Source organism: Corynebacterium yonathiae, from assembly GCF_027570195.1.
GTDB lineage: Bacteria > Actinomycetota > Actinomycetes > Mycobacteriales > Mycobacteriaceae > Corynebacterium > Corynebacterium yonathiae.
This window is the reverse complement of sequence record NZ_JAKMUZ010000014.1, coordinates 1-22,199: the sequence shown is the minus strand read 5'-3', so window position 1 is coordinate 22,199 and position 22,199 is coordinate 1. Positions and strand designations below refer to the sequence as shown.

Genomic DNA, 22,199 nt, shown 5'->3' with positions numbered 1-22,199 from the left:
AGATCCGCTGCTGCCGCACCAAAGGCGGCGCTGCGGGATACTAAAACCTAAACGAACGTTTAATAACGATACGATAACAGCAACATAAAGTCGAGGACTAATCCGCCACACGTCTCACTGAGCACACAGCCGTCACAACAAACACCCACGCCACCCCTGACCAGCGGGTTTTATTTTTGTGAAAACCATCACCCAGGCATTAGTTCAGGCCGTAGACGCGATCAAAGGTGTCGTTTACCTCCGCCACAAGCGCCTGCACCGTCTGATGGCGCGCGCGGGCGATACATTCATATGTGTGGCCGATAAGAGCGGGCTCATTGCGTTGCCCACGGTAGGGCTCTGGAGTCATATACGGCGCATCAGTTTCTACCAACAATTGGCCGGCCGGCGCCTTCGCCGCCGCCTGCCGCAGCTCGGCGTTGCGCTTGAAGGTTACGTTGCCAGCGAAGGACAATACGTAGCCCCGCTCCAGGGCCTCCTCTGCCACCTTCAGCGGCGAAGAAAAACAGTGCAGCATAACGGTAGCGGGAGCGGGGGCGTCGGCAAGAATGCGCATTAAATCCGCGTCCGCCTCGCGGTTGTGGATCATTAGCGTCTTGCCTTGGCGCACCGAAAGATCAATATGCCACCGCAAGGATTCCTCTTGCTGGGCCATGGTCGCAGTAGTCTCCGGCTCGTGATGCACCCAGTACGCATCCAGGCCAGTCTCCCCTATCGCTACGCAACGCGGATCCGCCACCATCTCCTCGAGCGCTTTCTTAGTTGGTGCATCCAGCTCATTGGCGCGCACTGGATGGATGGCACAAGCAGCATAAACATCCGGGAAGGCATGAGCAGTAGCCAGTGCAGCCTCCGACTCGCGGCGGTCATCGCCTACCGTGACCATGCGGCCAACGCCGGCGGTGCGCGCGCGATTGACCAGCACCTCATCGGTGTCCTTATGAGAAAACAGGTGCGTGTGTGCATCAGTAAGGCCGCTTAAGCCCGGTGCCGGAACGGGAGTGCGACGTCGCTTCTTTTTAGCCATGTTCGCAATTGTAATATTGGCTGCCATGTTGATCAGACCCGTCGGTCTTGCGGATGTGCCCGCTATGACCGAAACCCTCAACTGGGCTATCGAGCACACCGACGTTATTTTCCGCACTAACCCGGCCAGCATCGCCGAACGCGAGGACTACCTGCGCCATATCTGGGAAGAAGATTGCCCTTGCTTCATTGCGGAGTCCGATTCTGGCGACTACCTGGGGTGGGCGCTCTACCATCCCTACCGCGATCCACAGGTGTGGACTGGTTGTTATGAGACCACCATCTATCTTTCCCCGACTGCCCGGGGCAAGGGCGTGGGCACCGCCCTCCTGAGCGCCTTGATTGAGGAGGCCCGTACCGATAAGAAGGTACATTCACTGCTCGCCCTCATCGTCTCCACCAATGCGGCATCGCTTAAGTTGCATGAGAAGTTCGGTTTTGAAAACGTGGGTACTCTTAAAGAGGTTTGCTACAAGTTCGATCATTGGCTGAACCTCGCCCACCTACAACTTCTGGTGTAAAGGAATTTCTATGCATATCCGCCCTGCTGAGCTTGCCGACGCCCCCGCGCTCACCGCTATCTACAACGCCGGCTCCGCAGCGAAACCCGCCGCCAACCTGGTCACCTGGCAAGAAGATGTGGCCGACCGCGAAGAGTGGCTCAAGGAGATGTTTGAGGCTGGCTCCCCGGTCTTCGTCGCCGTACACGACGATGAAATCATTGGCTGGGCGGCCTACTTCCAATTTGTAACCCCCGCCATCTATTACGGCACCGTAGAAGATTCCGTCTATATTGCCCCCTCCGCCCAGGGCAAGGGCGTGGGCTCCGAGCTTCTCGACGCCCTCATGGACCATGCAGCCGATGACGACTACGTGCAGACGATGATCACCTATATCGTCGATACCAACAAGGGCTCTATTGCCCTGCACAAGAAGTTCGGCTTTACCGAGACCGGCCGCATGCCGAATATCCATACTAAGGATGGCGTCCGCCTCGGCCTGGTGCACCTACAGCGCGATTTCCAGCACTAACCGCCAAGTTTTCCTAGCCGCTCCACGACAAAGCGCCGGAGCACACAAATAGCCGCGTTATGCCCTTAATTTCGTAAAAAGAGGGCAATAACGCGGCTATTTATATGGTGCTACTGGGAGACAGGAGCCCACTCTGGGCCAGTCTCACCCAGCTCTGGGTCCAGCTTGGAGATGAGCGGCTTCGGCTTCGCCAGCGTGACTCCTGGCTCTACCTGAATGCGCTCCCACTTTGCCTGCTGCTGGGTATAGTCTCCCATGATGACCGGATATTCGTGGCCCTCTGGCGGCAGACCAGCGCCCACGAGTTCTACTGGAATATCGTCCTTAACGTCGCGTACCTCTGGCTGGGCCGCCCACACGCCGCTGCGGCCTAGGGTTTCGTGCACCTTCTGCGCGGTAAACGGCAGGTACGGCGTGAGCATGACATTGCAGTCAGAAACGACCTGGAGGGCGGTCCACAGCACAGTGGCTAGGCGCTCGCGCTGGGTTTCATCCTTAGCCAGCTTCCAGGGCTCTTGGTCTGCAATATACGCGTTGGCCTCGCCCACAACGTGCATGATCGCGGTAATCGCCTGCTTGAACTTGGACTGCTCCAGCAAGGCTCCGGCGGTATCGAAGGTCTCCTCCGCTAGCTGCAGGATTTCCTTATCTTTTTCTTCCAGCCCCGCCGGTGCAGGAACCTCGCCGAAATTCTTAAAGGCCATGGATACGGTGCGGTTGACCAAGTTTCCCCACCCATTGGCCAGTTCGTTGTTGATACGGCGCACGAACTCATCCCAGGTAAAGTCCGTGTCGTTATTTTCTGGCCCAGCCACGGCGATGAAGTAACGCAAAGCATCAGGGCCAAACTCCGCCAAAAAGTCTTTGACGTAGATGACAACGCCCTTGGACGAGGAGAACTTGGAGCCCGACATGGTCAAGTACTCGGAGGAGACGATTTCCGTAGGCAAGTTCAGCTCGCCGTACTGGTGGAGTTCGCCGCCCTTGCTGCCCTTGCCGGCATAGCCCAAAAGCTCGGCCGGCCAAATCTGGGAGTGGAAGGTGATGTTGTCCTTGCCCTGGAAATAATAGTGGCGAGCCTCTGGGTTCTGCCAAAAATCCTTCCACGCCTCAGGCTGTCCGGTTCGATATGCCCACTCGATGGAAGAAGACAGGTAGCCGATGACCGCGTCGAACCACACGTAGAGTTTCTTCGCATTATTGTCCTGCCAACCCTCGACCGGAATCGGAATACCCCAGTCAATATCGCGCGTCATGGTACGCGGGCGCATATCTTCTAGCAGGTTCAAGGAGAACTTCAGGACGTTCGGGCGCCAATCTTCGCGGGTAGAAAGCCACTTTTGCAGCTCATCCTTGATGGATGGCAGATCCAGCAGGAAATGCTCGGTTTCAATAAACTTCGGGGTCTCGCCGTTGATCTTGGAAACGGGATTGATCAGGTCCACAGGGTCAAGCTGATTGCCGCACTCATCGCACTGGTCGCCGCGGGCACCATCCGCACCGCAGATGGGGCAGGTGCCTTCGATATAGCGGTCCGGCAGGGTGCGCCCAGTAGACGGCGAAATAGCGCCCTGAGTGGTCTCCTTGAGCATGTAGCCGTTGGCATAAAGGCCCTTGAATAGCTCCTGCACTACGGAGTAGTGATTACGGGTGGTAGTGCGAGTAAAGAGATCGTAGGACAAGCCCAAGTTGGCTAAGTCGGTAACGATCTGACGGTTGTAGCGGTCTGCAAGTTCCCGAACAGAGACGCCTTCCTTGTCCGCCTGAACCAATAGCGGAGTACCGTGCTCGTCGGTGCCAGAGACCATGAGAACGTTGCGGCCACGCATTCGCTGGAAACGTGCAAAGACGTCGGAAGGTACACCGAAGCCGGCCACGTGGCCGATGTGGCGCGGGCCGTTGGCGTAGGGCCAAGCAACATTAACTACTACAGACTCAGTCATGGGTTCTACTCTATCGAAGCCGACTCCTGCCCACACGATTAGGGCGAATATTTGCCTCGCAGGTGAACCGCATTTTCAGCAGAAAGCGCCCACCGCTTCCCCACTGCTGTGGAAACGATGGGCGCTATCTAGGCAACCGAGCAAGGCGCGTTTTACTTGCGCTTCATCGGGTGCTTCAAACGCTCATTGCGGCGCTTCTTGAGAACCTGCGTGCGCTGGTACTCGCGGTGCAGGCGACGCTCGCGGGCCATCCTGCGCTGGAACTGCTGTGCCTCGCGGTACTCAAGGTAGATAATATCCTCGCTCAACGCCTTGTAGATGGCGAACATCAGGCCGATAACGATGAACAGGAATGGCAATGCGGCAACGATGGTGACGTTCTGCAGGTTAGACAGTGCGTCCTCATTAGCCAAAAGCAGGGTCAGGCCTACCAAGGCAGTCAGTGCACCCCATGCGGCAGATAGCCATGGTTTAGCGGTGGAAGCACCATTTTGGGACATGGAGCCCATCACCGTGGAAGCGGAGTCCGCAGAGGTGATGAAGAAGGTAGCCAGAAGGATTGCCGCGACGATGCCGGCAACGAAGCCACCAGGCATGGACTGCAGGAGGTTAAACAGCTCTTCCTCGGCAGACTCACCGGTAATAGATTCGCCGTTTTGCTCCATGTGGATAGCAGTGCCGCCGAAGATAGCGAACCACAGGGTAGATACACCAGCTGGGATAAGCAGTACGCCCAAGCAGAACTCGCGAACGGAACGGCCGCGGGAAATGCGTGCAAGGAACATGCCCACGAACGGAGACCAGGAAACCCACCATGCCCAGTAGAAGATGGTGTAGCCGGATAGCCACTCAGCGGCGGCGCCGTTTTCGGACTCGGCGGTGCGGCCGATCATCTCGGTGAAGTAGTTCAGGTAGTTACCAATGGAGCCAGGAATCTGGTTCAGGATGGTAACGGTCGGGCCCAAGATGAACACGAAGATAGCCAACACTGCGGCGAGGACCATATTCGCATTAGAGATGTACTGAATACCCTTGCCCACGCCGGACATCGCAGACAGCATAAACGCAAGGGTCAGAACCAACACAATACCGATAACCACGGAGTTGGTGGGGTTATCGATGATTCCGGAAGCCTTCAGGCCGGCCTGAATCTGCAGGGCACCCAGGCCCAAGGAGCAGGCGGTACCGAAGACGGTGGCGAAAATGGACAGGATGTCGATGAACTTGCCCACCGCACCATTAGCATTACGCTCGCCGATAAGCGGCACGAAGGCTTGGCTCAATAGCTGCTTGCGGCCAATGCGGAACGTGGAGTAGGCAATAGCCAGGCCAACGATGGCGTAGACGGCCCACGGGTGCAGCGTCCAGTGGAACATGGCATAGGCCATGGACGAACCGACGTTGCCAGTGCCCTGGCCCGGAGTTCCGTCACGGTAGTTAGCCAGCGGCTCAGAGGCGCCGTAGAACATCAGGCCGATGCCCATACCAGCGGCAAACATCATGGCGATCCACGATGGCGTGGAAAATTCCGGCTCCTCATTAATGCGGCCCAACTTGATGGAGCCAAACTTGGAGGCAGCAATAAAGACAACGAACACCACAAAGACGGTGCCGAAGAGAATATAAGCCCATCCAAAGTTGTCTACGACCCAGGTCAGAGCCGAAGAGGAGAAGTTTGCAAAGTTATCCGGAGCGGCCAGGCCCCAGACGACGATCGCGGCAATCAGCACGCCCGCGATGCCAACGATGGACCAATCGATTGGCATATTGTCACGATCGGCCGCAATTTCCACCTCAGGATCGTCGTAGCGCTCCGGGTGGAAACCATCGGAGTGAATCATATCCTGCAGCTGGCCGGTGGCAGATTGTGCGTCCAGCTGCTCATCTACAGTCTGATAATTCTCAATAGGCTGCTCGCTCGAAGAAGCAGAAGCCGGCTGCGCCTGTGCGCCGACCGGTTCCTTTCCCTCTTCTGGCACGCCTGTGCCCATGTTATCCGAGTTTGTCATGAACTATACAGTGGTGCCGGACTGCCCAATTATCAAACGATTTACGCATAAACTTCGCTGCTCAACGCCGTTTGCCAGGGATTTTCCACGATTATCTGAAGGATTTTTACGCTTCATTTCCCCATGTAGATAGCGCTTTAAGCCGCTCACACGCCCGAAAACTATAACAATTCAATTACAAAGGGACCATTAGTGAAGCTGTCTACGGGTGCTGCAAGGTGGGACGTAGTCGAAAAACAATGCTGTCTAAGACTTGCGGGCTTGCAAAGCGGCGTCGTAAAGCTCGCGGTTGGAAACTTCGGTACTCTTCGCTACCTGCTTACAGGCGTCCTTTAGCCGCATTCCCGCTGCCGCCAATTCGAGCGCCTGGGGAACCAAATCTGCGGCGGTGGCGGCCGCGGCAGTACCGCCTTCAATTACCACGGTGATCTCTCCCCGGGCTCCTTCTGCCGCCCACTCGGCCAACTCACGCAAGCTGCCGCGGCGTACTTCTTCATAAGTCTTGGTCAGCTCCCGACACACCGCGGCCGGGCGATCGGCGCCGAGAACCTCCGCTGCCTCTGCCAGTGTTTCGGCCACGCGGTGGGGCGATTCGAAGAAGACAATGGCGCGCTTTTCATTCTGTAATGACTCCAGCCAGGCTCTGCGGGGCCCGGGCTTGCGGGGAGGAAAGGCGTCGAAGAGGAAATGCCCCACGCCTAGGCCAGACAGTGCCAGGGCTGTCGGCACGGCAGAAGGTCCGGGAAAGCAGGTCACGGGGATATCGCGCTCGGCCGCCGCAGCCACAATGGACAGGCCCGGATCAGAAATAATCGGCATTCCGGCATCGGTAACAACAAGGACAGTGCCGGCCGCGGCGGCGTCGATAAGCTGCTGGGCACGGTCTTTTTCATTGTGATCAAAATTGGACACCACGCGCCCGGAAATCTCGATCCCCAAAGCCTGGGCCAAATTGCGCACGCGCCGTGTGTCTTCGGCCGCGATGACGTCCGCATGCTGCAAGGCATGCATTAAACGCGCGGAGGCGTCCCCCACGTTTCCCAGCGGCGTGGCGGCGAGGATAACCCCGCGCGGTAATGGATCCAGACCTAAATCAGACATGTCTCTAGCATTCCATACTCTCTAATGCGCGGTCGCGGTAGCTTGTCGCCTAGACTCAACCAAGTGACTATTGCTACCGCTGCCCCATCGCGCACCACGCACGACACCGTGGCCCCGCCAGCACCCCGCGCCTATCAGTGGGGCAAGGCTGACTGGATAAGCACTAGCGTCGTCGGCGTGCTCGCGCTCCTTACCCGATTTGTCGGACTGACCGCGCCCGTATCAAAAGGCACGCCCGTCTTTGATGAAAAGCACTACGTTCCGCAGGCCTGGGACATGGTGCGAAGCTGGGATAACCTTTTCATCGGCGGCATTGAAACCAACCCCGGGTACGGCTTGGTGGTTCACCCACCGCTAGGCAAGCAGATCGTGGCACTATCCGAATGGGTCTTTGGCTATTCCCCTCTGGGGTGGCGCTTTATGACGGCCCTCTTCGGTGCAGCCACCGTATTGTTGACCATGTCACTCGCGCGCCGCGTCTCTTTATCCTGGCAGGTAGCAACACTGGCTGGCCTTATCGCCGTCTTTGATGGCGTGCTCTTGGTCTCCTCCAAGTTCGGCATGCTGGATATTTTCCAAGTCTTTTTCGTCGTAGCCGCCGCCTGGGCGCTCGCCCGCGATCACAATCAGATGCGCGAGCGCCTCCACGCCGCTTTTCTACAAGGCCGGATGGGCTCTTCGGCCTTCGGCCCGCGTTTTGGATTTCGCTGGTGGCGTCTCCTCGCTGGTGTCTTCCTCGGTCTTTCCTTGGGCGTAAAGTGGTCCGGCCTGTACTTCATCATGTTCTTCGGCCTGATGTCCGTCTTTAGCGACCTTGCCCTGCGCAAGCGCTACGGGGTGCGCCGCTATATCCTAGGCACCCTAGTGCGCGATACCCCCGCTGCCTTGGCCTCCATCGTCCTCGTTCCAGTGCTGCTCTACGCCTGGACCTGGCGCGCCTGGTTCTCTTCAGAGACTGCCGTATACCGCCACGCCAAGGTTGACGGCACCATAGAGAATGGATCGTGGCTGATGCACCTGCCCGATTCCCTGGCCGGCTGGTTCTACTACCACTCCTCTGTACTAGAGTTTCACGCCAGCCTGACCTCTTCCGGTGGCCACCACCACCCATGGGATTCCAAGCCATGGGCTTGGCTCGTAGCTGCCCGCCCCATCTTGTACTACTCCTCCACCGACTTGCAGTGCGGCGACGGCAGCAACGAATGCCGCAAGATGCTCTACCTCTTTGGCACCCCGGCCATCTGGTGGCTGGTCATCCCGGCCGTGTTGTGGGGACTGTGGTCCCTCATCATTCGCCGCAACCGCGCCTTTCTTATCCCCTTGGTGGGCTTTGCAGCAGGTTTTGTGCCATGGCTTGCAGCCTTTGACCGCCAGATGTATTTCTTCTACGCCACCGCCTTTATCCCCTTTGTCATCGTGCTCATTGCCTTGGCACTCGGCCAACTCATCGGCCATGGCAGGCCGGTGCGCTGGGGGTGGCTGGAAAGTCTAGCGGGCGGGCCCGTGCGCTGGGGAACTATCGCCGCCGTATTCTACCTAGCGCTGGTAGTAGCGATGTTCTTCTATTTCTCTCCCATTTTGTACGGATACAAGATTCCAGATTCCTGGTACCACTCCATGATGTGGCTGCCTAGCTGGACTTAGCCGCACGACAACGGGGTTTATTGCGGTTGCGCGTTGAGGGACTTCCACCAAGCGCGCACCAAGTAGCCCTTTTCTGCTGCCCAAGCCCACCCCAGGCTCAGAGTTGCCAGCGCGGTAGCAATAAGGAAATACACCTGCTCAATGGTCACGGTGCCCAACGCTATGTCCCGCATGCCAAAGCCGAAGAGAAAGGCAAACATCGTGGCCGAAACGGGGAGCAGGCCGGTCACCGCCGCGGGGCGCCAAGCGCTGAACAATAGGCCACAGGCCATGCCAAAACGCACCGCTGCGCCCTCCATTAACAGGTTGGCTCGCCCTGGATCCGCAGTAGGATCAAGCACCTTTGCATCCTCCCCCAACGGCACAAGCCCGGAGGCATGCACGATAAGCACCACAGCCCAGACCGCAAAGACGGCGCCCATAGCCACCATGGCGGCGCGCGCGACCGTGAGGTTGGCTTGGCGAGCGCTCGAGGTGCGCCGCCATTCCGGCTCCACACCGGCCAAAATGACCTCAGAAAGGTCCGTTGGCGGCGCCATGCCGGAATCCGCGGGCTCTACAAAGCTCAATGAGCGCGATAACGCGGCCGCTTTATCCCGGAAAGCGCGGCACTCGGCGCAGCTTTCCAGGTGAGCATCAATGACGTCCTTAGGCAGATCCGAGTGCTCACCGTCCAATTGGGCAGAGATCGCCGCTTGGACTTGACTATGCGTCAACATTGCTGAGCACCCCATCCATGCTGGCTCGACCGGAGCCAAAAATTACGATCATCAGCAAAGATAGCAGTAAGACCAGTGGGTATTCGATTCCACCATCGGCGGCAAAAAAGCCGTGGCCCAGGTGCACGAAATACAAGGCACACCCCATGAGCAAGGCAAGAGCACCGGCGACAAAGGTGGTGAGCAGCCCGACGACGAGGAAGGCTCCGCCCGCCATCTCCCCGATGGCGGCTATATAGCCAGAAAGTTGTGGCTGCGGCACCCCGAGGGCGGAAAATTGCCCCACGGTTTCATCCATGCCAGTCATAAACATCTTGTCCACGCCGTGTGCGATAAAGATTAATCCGAGGACCGCTCGAAAAATTAGCAGTGCAGCATCGCGTACGGCAGGTCTATTCATGCTGAACAGATTACCCTGAACCACTCTCCCGATGCGAAGGCAGTGGGCTAGACCCGTACTCCTGGGAAATTCGCCCTTTGGCGGGGGGAAGGAGCAGCTCTGCGGGGAACGAGCTGTTTCAATGGGTACCACGCACAGAAGAATTAAAGGAGAACACCTTGAGCGAATCAACTACGCAGTCCGAAGATCGCACCACCTTGGTCTACGACGATGATGGTTTGGGCCGCCCGCCCTGGGCCATGTCCTCGCCGATGTTGAAGGAGTACTACGACACCGAATGGGGTCTGCCCATTTTCGATGAAGCTGCGCTCTACGAGCGTTTGAGCCTGGAGTCTTTCCAGTCCGGCCTCTCCTGGGCAGTGGTTTTAAAGAAGCGCGAGGCCTTCCGCGCGGCCTTTTGTCACTTCGACCCGGACAAGGTTGCCCAGTTCGGTGAAGCAGATATTGAGCGTTTGCTTGGCGACGCCTCCATTATCCGCAACGAAACCAAAATCCGCGCCGCAATTAATAACGCCAAAGCAACCATTGCTCTGCGCGAAGAAGGCGGGCTAGCGGAGTTCATTTGGGCCTTCCAACCTCCAGAGAACCTCTACCCCACCGTGATGGAAGATATTCCGAAAAAGAGCTACGAGTCCAAGCTCATGTCGCGCGAGCTAAAGAAGAAGGGATTCCGCTTCGTCGGCCCAGTTACCTGTTTCGCCCTCATGGAGGCTATCGGCATGATTGATACTCACCTCATCGGCTCTCACCGCCGCGGCACCTCCGGGGTATGGCACGACAGCGGCGTACCGAATTACGGCCTAGCCCAGGAATATAACGCGCTCACGCACTCCCAGCCAGCCTCTTCCGCCGGGCCCCAAAGCGCCGCTAGCTAAGCCATCATCAATTCCTATCCAGCGCGGCGGGCTGCTAAGTCATCGCGGCGGCCATAGCCGTCGGGCCCGGCATGCGGGCCGTCAAAGTCGCCGTCTTCACCATCGCTATAGCTCAGCGGAAGGTGCACGAAGTCGGGACTTTCATCATCGATTTCCACGACCACAGCGCCCGGGCGGCGCAAGTTGCGCGGGATCTTCAATGCTTCATCGTCCGCGTTGCGCACGCCTAAACGGGCGCGGCGCAAGTGACGTACTCGGCGACGCATGAGTGCTTGTTCTTGGCGAACCTGGGCGCGAAGCGCTATCAGGTAGACCACGGTAAGTACTCCGGCGACCGCAGCCAACCACCAGGTCCAGCCGCCCACCACGATGCCCAGGGCCACTGTGAGGACCACGGCCACCGCTAGGCCCAGCAGTGTGCGCTGGCGGCGCTGGTAGCGAGTAGCAGATTTTTCCTTTTCTGCTACCGGATCCCAGCCACCCCGGCCCAAGCGGCGCTGCGCAAATTCCACCTCGTCCTCGGATAGATCGGTGTCCATGCCGGCATCGTCTACTTCAGCGGCATTGGCCGGCTCTTCAGCGAGCTCGGCATCAGCCGCATTCGCAGAGTGAGGCTCGGAATCCTCCGCGGCATCAGAACCCGCAGCGTCATTTTCACTGACTTCGGCCTTATCTACAGCGCCCGGATACATAAGATCTACCGGGGAGGTATAGGTCTCGTCGTAAGCATAAGCATCGCTCGCCACGGAAGAAACTGCCGGAGCGCTAAAGACCTCTGCCTCGGCGGCGTCAACAGTGGAAGAATCATCCTTTGCGGCGTTGTCCGCGGCATCCTCCTCGTCTTCAAGAAGAACATCATCAGCATCGTCTGCATCGCCGGTATCAGCGGCCTGGTCCGCATCAGGCTGTCGAGAGGCCGGAACCGCATCTGCCTGTGGCTTAGCAGCAGAATCGCCTTCTTCCGCGAGGCCCTCCTCCACCACTTCGCCGTCGACAGTGTCCGCCTCTGCTGGGGATTCCTCATCAGTGGTAGACGCCGCCGTTGTAGTAAACGCACGGCTACCGGTGCCAAAAGGCTGAGACTTAGCGCGGCGGGCGGCGCCGGCAATAGTCACCGAGCGCGAGGAATTTTTAATGGACTCGACATCCGGTTCATCCTCGGCAGCGTCTGCGGCCTCTACCACTTCATAGTCCGCCTCATCCTGGTCATCGCGGAGGTGGACATCATCAGCGCGCAAACGTGGGCGTCGGCGGCCGGCAACCTTGCCGGAATCTCCCTCGAAAAGGACACGAGTATCCTCAAAGGCCTCACCGGTATGGCTCATAGGGCGATTATTCCTCCCCAATAGCCACGGTGCGAGTACGAAGAGCCACACCACGATGATCGCGATAATCGGCACAGCTGTCGACACGAATAGGACCTTCCCCTAGGATGCAGATGATTACTCCACCTTAAACGGTAAAAGCGCACTGTAGCACCCTAAATACACATAAATTACAATGTTGTGACTTATGTGAAAATTGAGGTTGTTAACTCAGTGAATGGGAAGCTGATTCATACCAATCGACCAGCCTGGCGGAGGCGATCTACAGCAGTAAAGGCGTAGTCCTCTCTTACCAACGCCACGTAGTGGTGGTCCTGCCACGCGCCGTCGATATGCAGGTTGCGCCGCAAGTACCCCTCGTGCCGGAACCCATTGGCGGCCAAAACCCGACCGGAAGCAGGATTGTGCTCCAAATAGGTGGCTGTCACTCGGTGTAGGCCCACCCGCCCAAAGGCATGGTCCACTCCCAAGGCGGTTGCGGCCGTAGCTACTCCAGCACCGTGGACCGCGGAATATACCCAGTAGCCGATCCAGCAATCGCGAATGCTGCCATGCTGGATATTTCCCAAAGTCATCTGGCCTACAAACTGGCCCTCGACCTCAATGACCAGTGGGACCACCAGCCCCTCGCGCGCGGCGTTGCGCAGGTACATCAGGTGATTCCACCACGCCTGCTGGCTATGCGCCGCCGCCCAAGGAGCGGTTTGGGTCGGCTCAACGGGGCGAAGGAACATTTCATCTTCGATGCGTTGCCGCCGCCATTCGTGGCCATCGGAACGCAGCAGCGGCCGCAAACGCAGCCGCGCCCCAGAAGGGAAGACAGAAGAAGAGGGCAGCCGCACAAAGGGAGTAGATTCCGGCCACCCCGGATGCACGTCATCGGTAGGGCCGCTAGCAGGATGGCGGAATCTATCCGCTGCGTTGCCAAAGGGATCAAGCATTAGCTGCGCTGGGTCAAAAACAACACATCAACCACATCGCCAGGGCGAATTTCCGTTACCTCTTCTGGTACGCGAACCATGGCATTGGCCTCTGATAAGCCAGCCAAAAGGTGCGCCGGAGCGCCTGCAGCACCGCCGAGGCCTTCCACCAGATAGTCTGCGGTTTCCGCATCACGCATCAAGCGCGCGCGGATGAATCCGCGCCGGCCAGGACGCGAATCAATGTGGTTCAACGCGCGGGCACGCACCACGCGGCGGTGTGCATTGCGCTTGCCTAGTGCCAAACGGATGAGCGGGCGGATATATACCTCGAAGACCACGAGCGCGGACACCGGATTAGACGGCAGCAAAAAGGTCGGGATGCGCTCCTCGCCTACCAAGCCAAACCCCTGGACAGAGCCGGGATGCATGGCCACACGGGAGGTATCGACATCACCAAGGTCATCCAGAATCTCACGGATGGCCTCGGCACCTGCGCCGCCAACCGCGCCTGAGATCACCAGCACCTCACTGCGGGCAATATGCTTTTCCAGCGCCTCGCGGATGCGGCGCGGCTCGCCCTCGGCAATGCCAACGCGATGTACCTCTGCCCCAGCCTCGCGGGCCGCGGCGGCAAGAGAATAAGAATTGACGTCAAAGACTTGGCCCAGTGCTGGCTCTTGGTCCAAATCAACCAGTTCGCGGCCAAAGGAAATGATGGTGATGCGCGGGCGAGGATAAACCAGCACCTTAGAGCGGCCGACAGCGGCCAGAAGTCCGATCTGGGCGGGGCCCAACACGGTTCCAGAAGATACGGCGACATCACCAGGCTGGATATCATCGCCTACTCGGCGCACAAAGTCACCGGAGCGCACTGGGCGATGAGCGGTGACACGCTTGCGGCCGCGATCGGTCCACTCGAGGGGGAGGACGGCGTCGGCAAGCGTAGGCAAAGGCGCACCCGTATACACGCGCACCGCCTGCTTAGGCTGCAGGCGCAGCGGCTGCTTGGAACCGGCCGGAACCTCACCCACCACAGGTAAGGAACGCTCTACCTCTGGCTGCTGGGGCTCTGACTCCTCTTCGCCCTGCGCAGGCTGTTCTTCCTGCCCTTTGGGACGGCGTACCCTCAAGCCACGCTCGCCTCCAATATCTACGGCGCGCACCGCATAGCCATCGATGGCTGCCTGCGGAAAGCCCGGCAGGGGCTGGTTAGCCTGCACTTCCTCTGCGCACATTAAGCCCAGCGCGTTGGAAATACCGATGCGTACCGGCTCCGGTGTCGTCGCCGCATCCGTTACCAGCGCCAACTGGTCATCCACTGAACGCATAAGGTCTCTGCCCGCCCTTTCTTCGCTTCCGCGTCCTCGGCCCCTGGGAAACCTCCCTAGGCTAGGCCGTGCTCTTCCTCATACTCGGCCATAATCTGCTTAATCGCTTTATACAGCGCGGGACCATATTTTTCATCGCGCAGGCCGAAGTCCACATTAGCGGGAATATAGCCGCCGGGATTACCCAAGTCATGGCGCTTTCCTTGGTGGACTACTACGTGGACGGGCTCACCTTCCTCAATGAGGAGCTCAATGGCATCGGTCAACTGCAGCTCGCCACCTTTGCCTGGCTTAATGCGGCGCAGGGCATCAAAGATCTTGCGATCCAATAGGTAGCGACCGGTGGCCACAAGATTAGACGGGGCATCTTCTACCGCCGGCTTTTCCACCATGCCCACGACCTTCTTAACGCCGGGGGCATTTGTATCTTCTACGTCGAAGACGCCGTAGTTATAGGTCTGCTCGCGCGGGACTTCGAAGGCGCACAGCACGCTACCGCCCAAAGCAGCGCGCACTCGAGCCATGTCCGCCATGACAGTGGCGGGCAGCACGATGTCATCTGGGAGCATGACAGCGAAGGAATCCTCATCCTCGCCGAGCACCTCTTCTGCCAGCCCTACCGCGTGGCCCAAACCCAGGGGCTTTTTCTGCTCCACCGCAACGGGGTGGATGAGCTGGTTGGCGCGCTTGACCTTGACTACTTGCTCATCCTTGCCACGGGATTCAAGGGTATCCACCAACTCTGGGAAAGCCTCAAAGTGGCGCATGACTTCTTGCTTATCAGGCGCGGTAATCACCGCTAGGCGGCGCGCTCCCACAGAGGCCGCCTCCTCTGCGATGAGCTCAATGCCGGGAGTATCAACAACGGGCAGCAGTTCCTTCGGAACCGTCTTGGTGGCGGGCAAAAATCGCGTGCCCATACCTGCCGCTGGAACTACAACCGTGGTGATTCCGCGTGCGGAATCTTCGCGTTCTATAGCCATGCGTAATAGCGTACAACGCCACATTATTTTTCCCGTGCACCGCTACGCCGCGGGGCTATGATTTATTTATGACGTCTCCCAACACTGCTAAAAACGAGCTGCGCGCCCGCTTGGTCCAGGCCCGCCGCGAACTTTCCACCGAGGACCGCGCTGCCTTTACCGCCGCCGTGCGCAAGCACCTTGAATCCGAACTCACTGCGTCCATGACCGTGGCCGCATATTGGCCACTAGACTCCGAGCCCGGTGGCGCCGACTTTGTGCCTTGGCTCAAGGAACATGTCTCCCGCGTCCTTTTGCCAATTTCCGGCAAGAATGGCACGTTGACCTTTGCCGAATACCGCGGCAAAGAGGCCATGCACGAAAGCCCACTGGGCTTGAATGAGCCGCAGGGTCCGACCTTTGATAGCAGCGTGCTGGCCGAGTGCGATCTGGTGCTCGCCCCTGCCATGGCGGTAGATGCCAAGGGCAACCGCATGGGCAAAGGCGGTGGCTACTATGACCGCGCATTAGAGCCGCTTCCCCACGGCAAGCCACCGGTCTTCGCCATGGTCTACCCCGCCGAGTTGGTAGATGAACTGCCTACCGAAGACCATGACCGCAAGGTCGATGCCGCCGTTACTGCTGAGGGCATCACCTGCTTCTAATTTCCAGGGCGTGGGAACCATGCGTGGCTTCGGGCAGTCTAAAAGAGTATGTCCACTTCGCGTTTACCCCGCCTCTTTTCCACCCTTCGCACCCCTGGCCACCGCCGCGGCGTATTAGTACGCCGCGCCATTGCAGTGGCCCTGCTTATTGCCGCGCTTGTCTCGGCCCTGTCCGCAGCCAAGGAGCTACCGCGCGTGCCCGTCTTTAGCCGCGATCTGCCGGCGGGAGCAGAGCTTGCGCTTGCCGACGTCGAGTTGGCCCGACTTCCGGCTTCCTCTATCCCCGAATCCGCGGTAGCTGCACAGCCAGAAGAACTTCGCGGCCGCATTATCACCGCCGCAGCCGGCAAGGGCGAGGTAGTAACCGATGCCCGGCTTCTGGGAGAAGATCTAGTCTCCACCCTGGTCGGCGGCCCCAAAGCCACGGCAGGACGGATGATTCCGGTCAAACTAGCCGAGCCCGATATTATTCCGCATTTACATCACGGCGATGCCGTGGACGTGGTGACCGCGGTGGACGCCGGGTCTGCCCCAGCCGAGGAGGGTGCGGATCCTGCGATGCCCACCACGCGCGTTATCGCCACCGGCGGACGCGTGGTGTCCACCTCTAACGCTGAAGGCAAGGCTTCTTCGTCTACTGTTTTGCTCGCGCTGCCCCATGACCATGCCAATGATGTTGCCGCGGCGTCATTAAGCCAGCCACTCACCGTCGTCATAGTTGGTGACCGCGCTCACCCTCAACAACACTAGACCTTTTCAGACACAACAGTTGTGGTTGGTTACCGGCTCCACTAAGGTTTCGCACTGTCCTTGGTTTTAGCAACCGTTAGTTATTCCCAGAAAGGTTAGTGCATTTCACCATGCTCAAGGGATTTAAAGACTTCATCATGCGCGGCAACGTTATCGAACTTGCCACCGCGGTCATCATCGGCTCTGCCTTCACCGCAATCGTCAAATCCATTACGGATTCTATTATCCAGCCGCTCATTAACTCCCTTGGATCCGCCGAGGTGGGAGCCGTTGGCTTCCAGATCACGGATGCAGAAAACACCTTTGTAGACTTTGGCGCCGTCATCTCTGCGGCGATCAACTTCCTCATTATCGCCGCAGTAGTCTACTTCCTCATCGTGATGCCAATCAATAAGCTCACCGAGGCCGCTAAGCGCCGCCACGGTGTCGACCCTGAGGCGCCCGCCCCAACCTCCGAGGAGCTGCTTGCCGAAATCCGCGACCTGCTTGAGGCCCAGAGCGTTTCCGCTAAGGAGATCCCGGGCACCGGGATCAACGGTTCCGCCGACGCCGCGACCGACACTGACTACGGTTCCACCGGCGGCGGCCGCCACCAGGCCAAGTAACCCCTTCCTGCGCGGGCTTTTGCATACCTTTTATTAGCTACGTGGCCGCAGATTTCCCTGTGCACTAACCGCCATAGTGCGGGGGCCGGTTCTCCCGATAGAACTGCTCATCACGCTGGCCAGACTCGCTTTCTGCTTCGGCGGCTGAGCCTGCGTCATCTACGGTGACGATTCGCCCTTCATCGGACCCATGTGTCACCGATACACCGGGCTGATCGGCGCTGCGATCATAATCGGCCGCATCCGATTGGCGGAATGCGCGCCGGCGATACTTCCGAGACGTCATAGAAAATGCCTTGAGATTACTGGACGCTGGACTGCTGCAGCTGATCAATGAGGTGATGTACCAGCGGCGCCAATGTAGCCATGCCATCGCGCACCGCAGCGCGCGAAGAGGCAAGGTTGACCACGACAGTAGAGCCAGAAACGCCCGACAGGCCACGAGATGTGCAGGCATCCACCGCACCGCAGGCTTGTCCAGAAGACCGCAGCGCCTGGGCTACGCCCGGAACCATCTTGTCGATCACCGAGCGCGTAGCCTCCGGAGTCTTATCGCGCGGGCCTACACCGGTGCCGCCAACGGTCAGTACCAAGTCCACGCCACCGACCACGGCGGTCTCAATAGCCTGGCGGATCTTGGACTTCTTGGAACGGACCACAATGGCGCCATCAACCCGGAAGTTAGCCTCTGCAAGCAACTCACTTACCAACTGAGAGGTGCTATCAGATTGCTCGCCAGGATGATCGGTGACAATAACGATGAGAGCGCGGCGCGGGGCAGCTACGCTATCCTCCTGCTCACTGGCGAGCAGAAAGGCATCATCTGGTTCGGCGACATCCATCAAAGAATCGTGCTTGTCTTCGCCCTCCAGCTGCGCGGAGTCGGTCAAGTCGTGCTGCGAATCTGGCATATTTCTCCTTAGTTTAGGGCGGTATGGCCTTTCGGCGGGGTGAGGTACGGCGCATTCAGCACCTAACAGTGCTCTTGCACAGTAATTTACTCGCCAGAGAGGGTTACCTCTACCTGACGGGATTCATCCGAGTCTTCGCGGGTAGCCTCCAAGGTCACCGTCGCACCAAAGTCTTGCGAACGCGCCGCTGCAATAAGTGCATCGGCATTCTCGATCAAGCGATCATTGACGCGGGTAACAATGTCGCCATCCTTCAGACCCGCCTTATCCGCTGGGCCGCCCGGCTCGACCTCGGCGATGCGAGCACCATTGCCGTCGTCACGCGCCAGCACCTTCACGCCAAGGGTCGGGTGGGTAACCTTGCCGTTGTTGATCAGCTCATCTGCCATGCGCTTAGCAAAGTTGGACGGGATAGCAAAGCCGAGTCCAATGGAGCCACCCTCACCGGTGGAATTACTCGATAGCGAAGCAATCATGGAATTCATGCCCACGATATTGCCGTCGCGGTCCACCAACGGACCGCCGGAGTTGCCAGGATTAACCGCGGCGTCGGTCTGAATGGCGTCAATCAAGGAGGATTCGCCACCTTCTTGGGACGCACGGACAGGACGGTTCTTAGCAGAAACGATACCGGAGGTTACGGTTGCATTGAGCCCCAAAGGAGAGCCCACTGCGACTACTTCTTGCCCCACAGCGACGGAATCAGAATCACCGAACTGCAGGAACGGCAAATCCTTAACATCCTTGATTTTCACAATGGCCACGTCAGTATTCACATCGGAGGCGACTACGTCAGCATCATGCTTGCTACCATCATTCATGGTCACCTGCAGTATGCCGCCCTGTTCGGCGCCGGCCACCACGTGGTGATTGGTCAACACGTAGCCGTCCGGGGAGATAACGGAACCGGAGCCTTCTGCCCCGCCCGTCCGAGTCATCGTCTGGATAGAAACCACCGCCGGCAAAACCTTGGAGGCCACCTCTTCAACGGAGCCCTTTTCTGGTTCCTTGCCAGTGCTATTGTTGGCCGGCTCGGCCTTGAGCGCCTCATTGACCACTGACGTATCGTTATTTCCTCCCCCGGAGTTCATTCCAACAACAGCTCCGGCGATAGAACCCGCAGCGATGGCAGTTACGGCCGCCAAGGCAGTGGCAGCGCCGAGGCCGATCTTCTTCTTTTGCTCCGGCTGTGGGGGCAGCGGGGTAACCATCGGACCTTCCTGCCCCTGAGTGTTAAAACTTTGGGTCTGCGGTCCATTCGGGTACGGACCCAGCGCTTCTGCTGTGTGCGGATCAGCGCTTTCCGCGCCGCCGCGCGGCTGGTTCCAGCCTTGCGAGTAGGAGCCAGTCTCATATGCTTGCGCGCCGGCGCCGTTGCTATAGGGACCAGCATTGCCAGCGTCTGCGCTCGGCTGGCCGCCTTCTCCAAAGTTCGGACCACCGTGTACCGGCTCGGCCCGACTAGAGCCTTCTTGGGACTCCCCCTCCGGGGAGGTTCCTTCAAAGCCGCGGTAATCGTCATTCCTCATGTTCATGAGAAAACTATGCCTCACTTCGCTTGGTCAAGACTGATACTGATCTGTCAACCTACTAGGAGTTCCTGAAAGGTAACTGTGTGACATCACCAGTATAAAGGCTCTTGCTCACCCCTGGTTAAACCAGCGTTGTGCAAAGATTTCACCGCGATCACGCGGGTCTTCTTTGCCACCCGGCAGCCCCTCCTGCGGATCCGCCAAACCATCTACAAAGATCTCACCCGGCACGGGCTGGCCCGGCAATATCACTTCCATACGGGTGCCGCCATCATTGGACTCACGGATTTTAATGGTGCCGTCGTGACGCTCAATCACCGATTTAACGATGGCCAAGCCCAAGCCAGAACCCGGCATTGAGCGAGCCTCTGCAGAACGGTAGAAGCGCTCAAAAACCTTTTCCCGCTCTTCGGGTGCAATGCCCGGCCCGGAGTCATCGAAGCGCAACCGCACCTCGTGGGAGGATAGTTGTTCCATAGAAACGCGAACCGTGCCAGTAGCCGGCGACCACTTAGCCGCATTGTCCATCAGGTTAAGCGTGGCACGACCCAACGCGAAAGGATCGCCATCTAGCTCCCACGGAATAAAGCGCACCAAGAATTCCACATCGGGACGACGGCGCCTAGCACGTTCCAGGGAAGACATCATGACTTCACAAAGATCCACCGGTTCCGGCTCGCGTTCGTTGCCGTCTTCGCGTGCCAGATCAACGAGATCCCCAATCAAAGTGGATAGTTCGTTCATTTGGGACATGACGTCGTCTTCCAGGTCCTTACGGTCCTCATCACTCATGCCAAAGCCACCACCAGCGCGGTTGAGCATCATCAGCAACTCAATATTGGTACGCATTGAGGTCAGCGGTGTCTTCAACTCGTGTCCGGCATCGGCCACGAATTGAGACTGCTGCGAACGAGATTCCTGCAGCGCCTCTAGCATCTGGTTAAAGGAGGTAGTCAGTTGGGCCATCTCGTCATTACTAGAGACCTCAATGGGGCGCAGATCATTTGTCTGCGTCACGTAATCCACTGCGCGCTTCAACCTAGCAATGGGCTGCATACCGGTCTTAGAGACGATGAGTCCGGCAAAGATGGCGAGCACAATGCCAATGGCAACAATGATCAGGAGAACCGTACCCAGGATGGCGATGAGCTCTTGGGTAGGAGCTAGGGACTGCGCGACGACAACTGTTGAGCCAAGGTCGTGACGCTTAGCTAATACGCGCTCGCCCCCGACGGTACGCACGGAGGTTTCCGTATAGTCTTCGGTCCGGTGAAAGTCCCCGCCCACGGGAATAGTATCGCCATAGGAAAAGCTCATAGAGGGCGGAGATAGGGCCACCCGGGTACCGGGGTTATAGGACTTGAAGTCCTCAATTTCCTGGTCCACGTGGTCCATGAACCGGGGGTCTTGGCTTTGCCGCAACAAAACATCAGCCTTGGCCTCCAGGCGGTCATCTACGGAGGCGGTCAAGGACATAGAAACCACCCAGTAGGTTGCCAAGGTCATCAAGGCTACAGCTACCGCCACTACAAGGCCGGTTACAGTAGCTAGGCGCCACCGCAGTGGCGCCCGTGAGGCCCAGCTGCCCTGACTATCGGAGAACTCAGAAACGGGCGTGGACTGTTCATTCCCGGAAGCCACCGCGGGGGAAGCGGGCTTCCTTAAAATCACGGATTAGACTCCCTCAAGACATAGCCCACACCACGCACAGTGTGGATGAGGCGGGAGTCACTATCCGCCTCTGTCTTCTTGCGCAGGTAGCCAATGTAGACCTCGAGCGCATTGCCAGAGGTAGGGAAATCGTAGCCCCAAACCTCTTCCAAGATCTTGCTACGAGAGAGAACCTTGCGGGGATTTTCCATAAGCAACTGCAACAGGGCAAACTCAGTGCGCGTCAAAGAAATTGCGCGGCCACCGCGGCTTACTTCGCGGGTATCTGCATCCAGTTCAAGGTCCTCGAAGCTGAGTTTGCTCTCCACGGGAGCTTCAGTAGCAATGGAGTCTGCAGAGGCGCGACGAACCAAAGAACGAACGCGAGCTAAAAGCTCTTCCAATGCAAACGGCTTTGGTAGGTAATCATCCGCGCCGGCATCAAGGCCAGCAACGCGGTCCGAAACACCATCGCGTGCGGTCAGCACGAGAATAGGGCGGTCCCAGCCTTCGCTGCGCAGAGTGCGGCACACCTCAAGGCCATCCATGTTAGGCATCATGACGTCCAAAATGAGCAATTCTGGATTCTCAGTACGCACCGCCTCCACGGCCTCCAAGCCGTCATTAGCGGTCAGAACATCGTAGCCGTTGAAACGTAGGGAACGGCGTAGCGATTCGCGGACAGCTTGTTCATCATCCACCACAAGGATTTTCATAGTCCTAATTATTACTTATGGCAGTCAACTTCATGAAGTTAAGGGAAATATTTACCCCCATGGTCCCCCAAATACGGTGAGAA

22 protein-coding genes are annotated in these 22,199 nt (G+C 58.4%); 7 read left to right on the top strand and 15 right to left on the bottom strand.

From position 1 onward, the window contains the following. Positions 1-199: 199 nt before the first annotated feature. A complete protein-coding gene (locus tag L8V22_RS08060; RefSeq protein WP_238801800.1) occupies positions 200-1,054 on the bottom strand; it encodes a TatD family hydrolase in 855 nt (284 codons plus the stop codon). Between L8V22_RS08060 and L8V22_RS08055 the strand changes: the two genes are divergently transcribed. After that, entirely contained in the window at positions 1,053-1,547 is a 495-nt protein-coding gene (locus tag L8V22_RS08055) for a GNAT family N-acetyltransferase (protein ID WP_238801801.1), read from the top strand. The genes L8V22_RS08060 and L8V22_RS08055 overlap by 2 nt on opposite strands. A 10-nt stretch (positions 1,548-1,557) precedes the next feature. Then, a complete protein-coding gene (locus L8V22_RS08050) occupies positions 1,558-2,058 on the top strand; it encodes a GNAT family N-acetyltransferase (protein ID WP_238801802.1) in 501 nt (166 codons plus the stop codon). Between the two features lie 110 nt (positions 2,059-2,168). Here the strand turns inward: L8V22_RS08050 and metG are convergent, their stop codons facing one another. The 3 genes from metG to rsmI all read right to left on the bottom strand — a co-directional run bounded on the left by metG (position 2,169) and on the right by rsmI (position 7,111). After that, on the bottom strand, positions 2,169-4,001 hold the full coding sequence (gene metG / locus L8V22_RS08045) for a methionine--tRNA ligase (RefSeq protein WP_238801803.1): 1,833 nt from the start codon (positions 3,999-4,001) through the stop codon (positions 2,169-2,171). Between the two features lie 152 nt (positions 4,002-4,153). After that, the gene (locus tag L8V22_RS08040; RefSeq protein WP_269966445.1) at positions 4,154-6,010 is read right to left on the bottom strand and encodes a BCCT family transporter; all 1,857 of its coding nucleotides are present in this window, start codon (positions 6,008-6,010) and stop codon (positions 4,154-4,156) included. Between the two features lie 246 nt (positions 6,011-6,256). Continuing rightward, positions 6,257-7,111, bottom strand: a complete 855-nt coding sequence (rsmI, locus tag L8V22_RS08035) for a 16S rRNA (cytidine(1402)-2'-O)-methyltransferase (RefSeq protein ID WP_238801804.1) — start codon at positions 7,109-7,111, stop codon at positions 6,257-6,259. 24 nt (positions 7,112-7,135) lie between these two features. Between rsmI and L8V22_RS08030 the strand changes: the two genes are divergently transcribed. Then, positions 7,136-8,755: a dolichyl-phosphate-mannose--protein mannosyltransferase gene (locus L8V22_RS08030; protein WP_238801805.1), complete on the top strand. Its 1,620-nt coding sequence runs from the start codon at positions 7,136-7,138 to the stop codon at positions 8,753-8,755. A gap of 17 nt (positions 8,756-8,772) precedes the next feature. Here L8V22_RS08030 and L8V22_RS08025 read toward each other — a convergent pair whose 3' ends face one another. Together L8V22_RS08025 and L8V22_RS08020 are read right to left on the bottom strand one after the other, a co-directional pair. Then, entirely contained in the window at positions 8,773-9,474 is a 702-nt protein-coding gene (locus tag L8V22_RS08025) for a zf-HC2 domain-containing protein (RefSeq protein ID WP_238801806.1), read from the bottom strand. Next, positions 9,461-9,874: a DoxX family protein gene (locus L8V22_RS08020; protein WP_238801807.1), complete on the bottom strand. Its 414-nt coding sequence runs from the start codon at positions 9,872-9,874 to the stop codon at positions 9,461-9,463. Before L8V22_RS08020 ends, L8V22_RS08025 begins: the two co-directional genes overlap by 14 nt. A 158-nt stretch (positions 9,875-10,032) precedes the next feature. Here L8V22_RS08020 and L8V22_RS08015 point away from each other — a divergent pair, with 158 nt between their 5' ends. Further along, positions 10,033-10,749 carry a DNA-3-methyladenine glycosylase I gene (locus L8V22_RS08015; RefSeq protein ID WP_238801808.1) on the top strand — a complete coding sequence of 239 codons (717 nt, stop codon included), beginning with the start codon at positions 10,033-10,035 and terminating at the stop codon, positions 10,747-10,749. 14 nt (positions 10,750-10,763) lie between these two features. Here L8V22_RS08015 and sepX read toward each other — a convergent pair whose 3' ends face one another. The 4 genes from sepX to L8V22_RS07995 all read right to left on the bottom strand — a co-directional run bounded on the left by sepX (position 10,764) and on the right by L8V22_RS07995 (position 15,308). Next, entirely contained in the window at positions 10,764-12,161 is a 1,398-nt protein-coding gene (sepX, locus tag L8V22_RS08010; RefSeq protein WP_238801809.1) for a divisome protein SepX/GlpR, read from the bottom strand. Between the two features lie 143 nt (positions 12,162-12,304). Continuing rightward, positions 12,305-13,015, bottom strand: a complete 711-nt coding sequence (locus L8V22_RS08005) for a GNAT family N-acetyltransferase (protein ID WP_238801810.1) — start codon at positions 13,013-13,015, stop codon at positions 12,305-12,307. Next, the gene (glp, locus tag L8V22_RS08000) at positions 13,015-14,325 is read right to left on the bottom strand and encodes a molybdotransferase-like divisome protein Glp (RefSeq protein WP_238801811.1); all 1,311 of its coding nucleotides are present in this window, start codon (positions 14,323-14,325) and stop codon (positions 13,015-13,017) included. The genes L8V22_RS08005 and glp overlap by 1 nt, the downstream gene beginning before the upstream one ends. A gap of 56 nt (positions 14,326-14,381) precedes the next feature. After that, positions 14,382-15,308, bottom strand: a complete 927-nt coding sequence (locus L8V22_RS07995) for a UTP--glucose-1-phosphate uridylyltransferase (protein WP_238801812.1) — start codon at positions 15,306-15,308, stop codon at positions 14,382-14,384. Between the two features lie 68 nt (positions 15,309-15,376). Between L8V22_RS07995 and L8V22_RS07990 the strand changes: the two genes are divergently transcribed. From L8V22_RS07990 to mscL, 3 genes are all read left to right on the top strand, one after another. Continuing rightward, positions 15,377-15,952, top strand: coding sequence for a 5-formyltetrahydrofolate cyclo-ligase (locus L8V22_RS07990; RefSeq protein ID WP_238801813.1), 576 nt, complete (start codon positions 15,377-15,379; stop codon positions 15,950-15,952). Positions 15,953-16,000: 48 nt separating this feature from the next. Then, entirely contained in the window at positions 16,001-16,702 is a 702-nt protein-coding gene (locus L8V22_RS07985) for an SAF domain-containing protein (RefSeq protein ID WP_238801814.1), read from the top strand. 110 nt (positions 16,703-16,812) lie between these two features. Further along, a complete protein-coding gene (gene mscL, locus L8V22_RS07980) occupies positions 16,813-17,307 on the top strand; it encodes a large-conductance mechanosensitive channel protein MscL (protein ID WP_238801821.1) in 495 nt (164 codons plus the stop codon). A gap of 64 nt (positions 17,308-17,371) precedes the next feature. On the opposite strand, the gene L8V22_RS07975 is transcribed toward mscL, so the two are convergent. The 5 genes from L8V22_RS07975 to L8V22_RS07955 all read right to left on the bottom strand — a co-directional run bounded on the left by L8V22_RS07975 (position 17,372) and on the right by L8V22_RS07955 (position 22,116). Beyond that, positions 17,372-17,593, bottom strand: coding sequence for a hypothetical protein (locus tag L8V22_RS07975; protein ID WP_238801815.1), 222 nt, complete (start codon positions 17,591-17,593; stop codon positions 17,372-17,374). A gap of 16 nt (positions 17,594-17,609) precedes the next feature. Beyond that, positions 17,610-18,218 carry a MogA/MoaB family molybdenum cofactor biosynthesis protein gene (locus tag L8V22_RS07970; RefSeq protein ID WP_238801816.1) on the bottom strand — a complete coding sequence of 203 codons (609 nt, stop codon included), beginning with the start codon at positions 18,216-18,218 and terminating at the stop codon, positions 17,610-17,612. A gap of 86 nt (positions 18,219-18,304) precedes the next feature. Continuing rightward, the gene (locus tag L8V22_RS07965; protein WP_238801817.1) at positions 18,305-19,753 is read right to left on the bottom strand and encodes a S1C family serine protease; all 1,449 of its coding nucleotides are present in this window, start codon (positions 19,751-19,753) and stop codon (positions 18,305-18,307) included. Between the two features lie 108 nt (positions 19,754-19,861). Continuing rightward, positions 19,862-21,421 (bottom strand): HAMP domain-containing sensor histidine kinase, encoded by a 1,560-nt coding sequence (locus L8V22_RS07960; protein WP_238801818.1) that lies wholly within the window; start codon positions 21,419-21,421, stop codon positions 19,862-19,864. After that, positions 21,418-22,116, bottom strand: a complete 699-nt coding sequence (locus L8V22_RS07955) for a response regulator transcription factor (protein ID WP_269966444.1) — start codon at positions 22,114-22,116, stop codon at positions 21,418-21,420. The genes L8V22_RS07960 and L8V22_RS07955 overlap by 4 nt, the downstream gene beginning before the upstream one ends. Between the last annotated feature and the right edge of the window lie 83 nt (positions 22,117-22,199).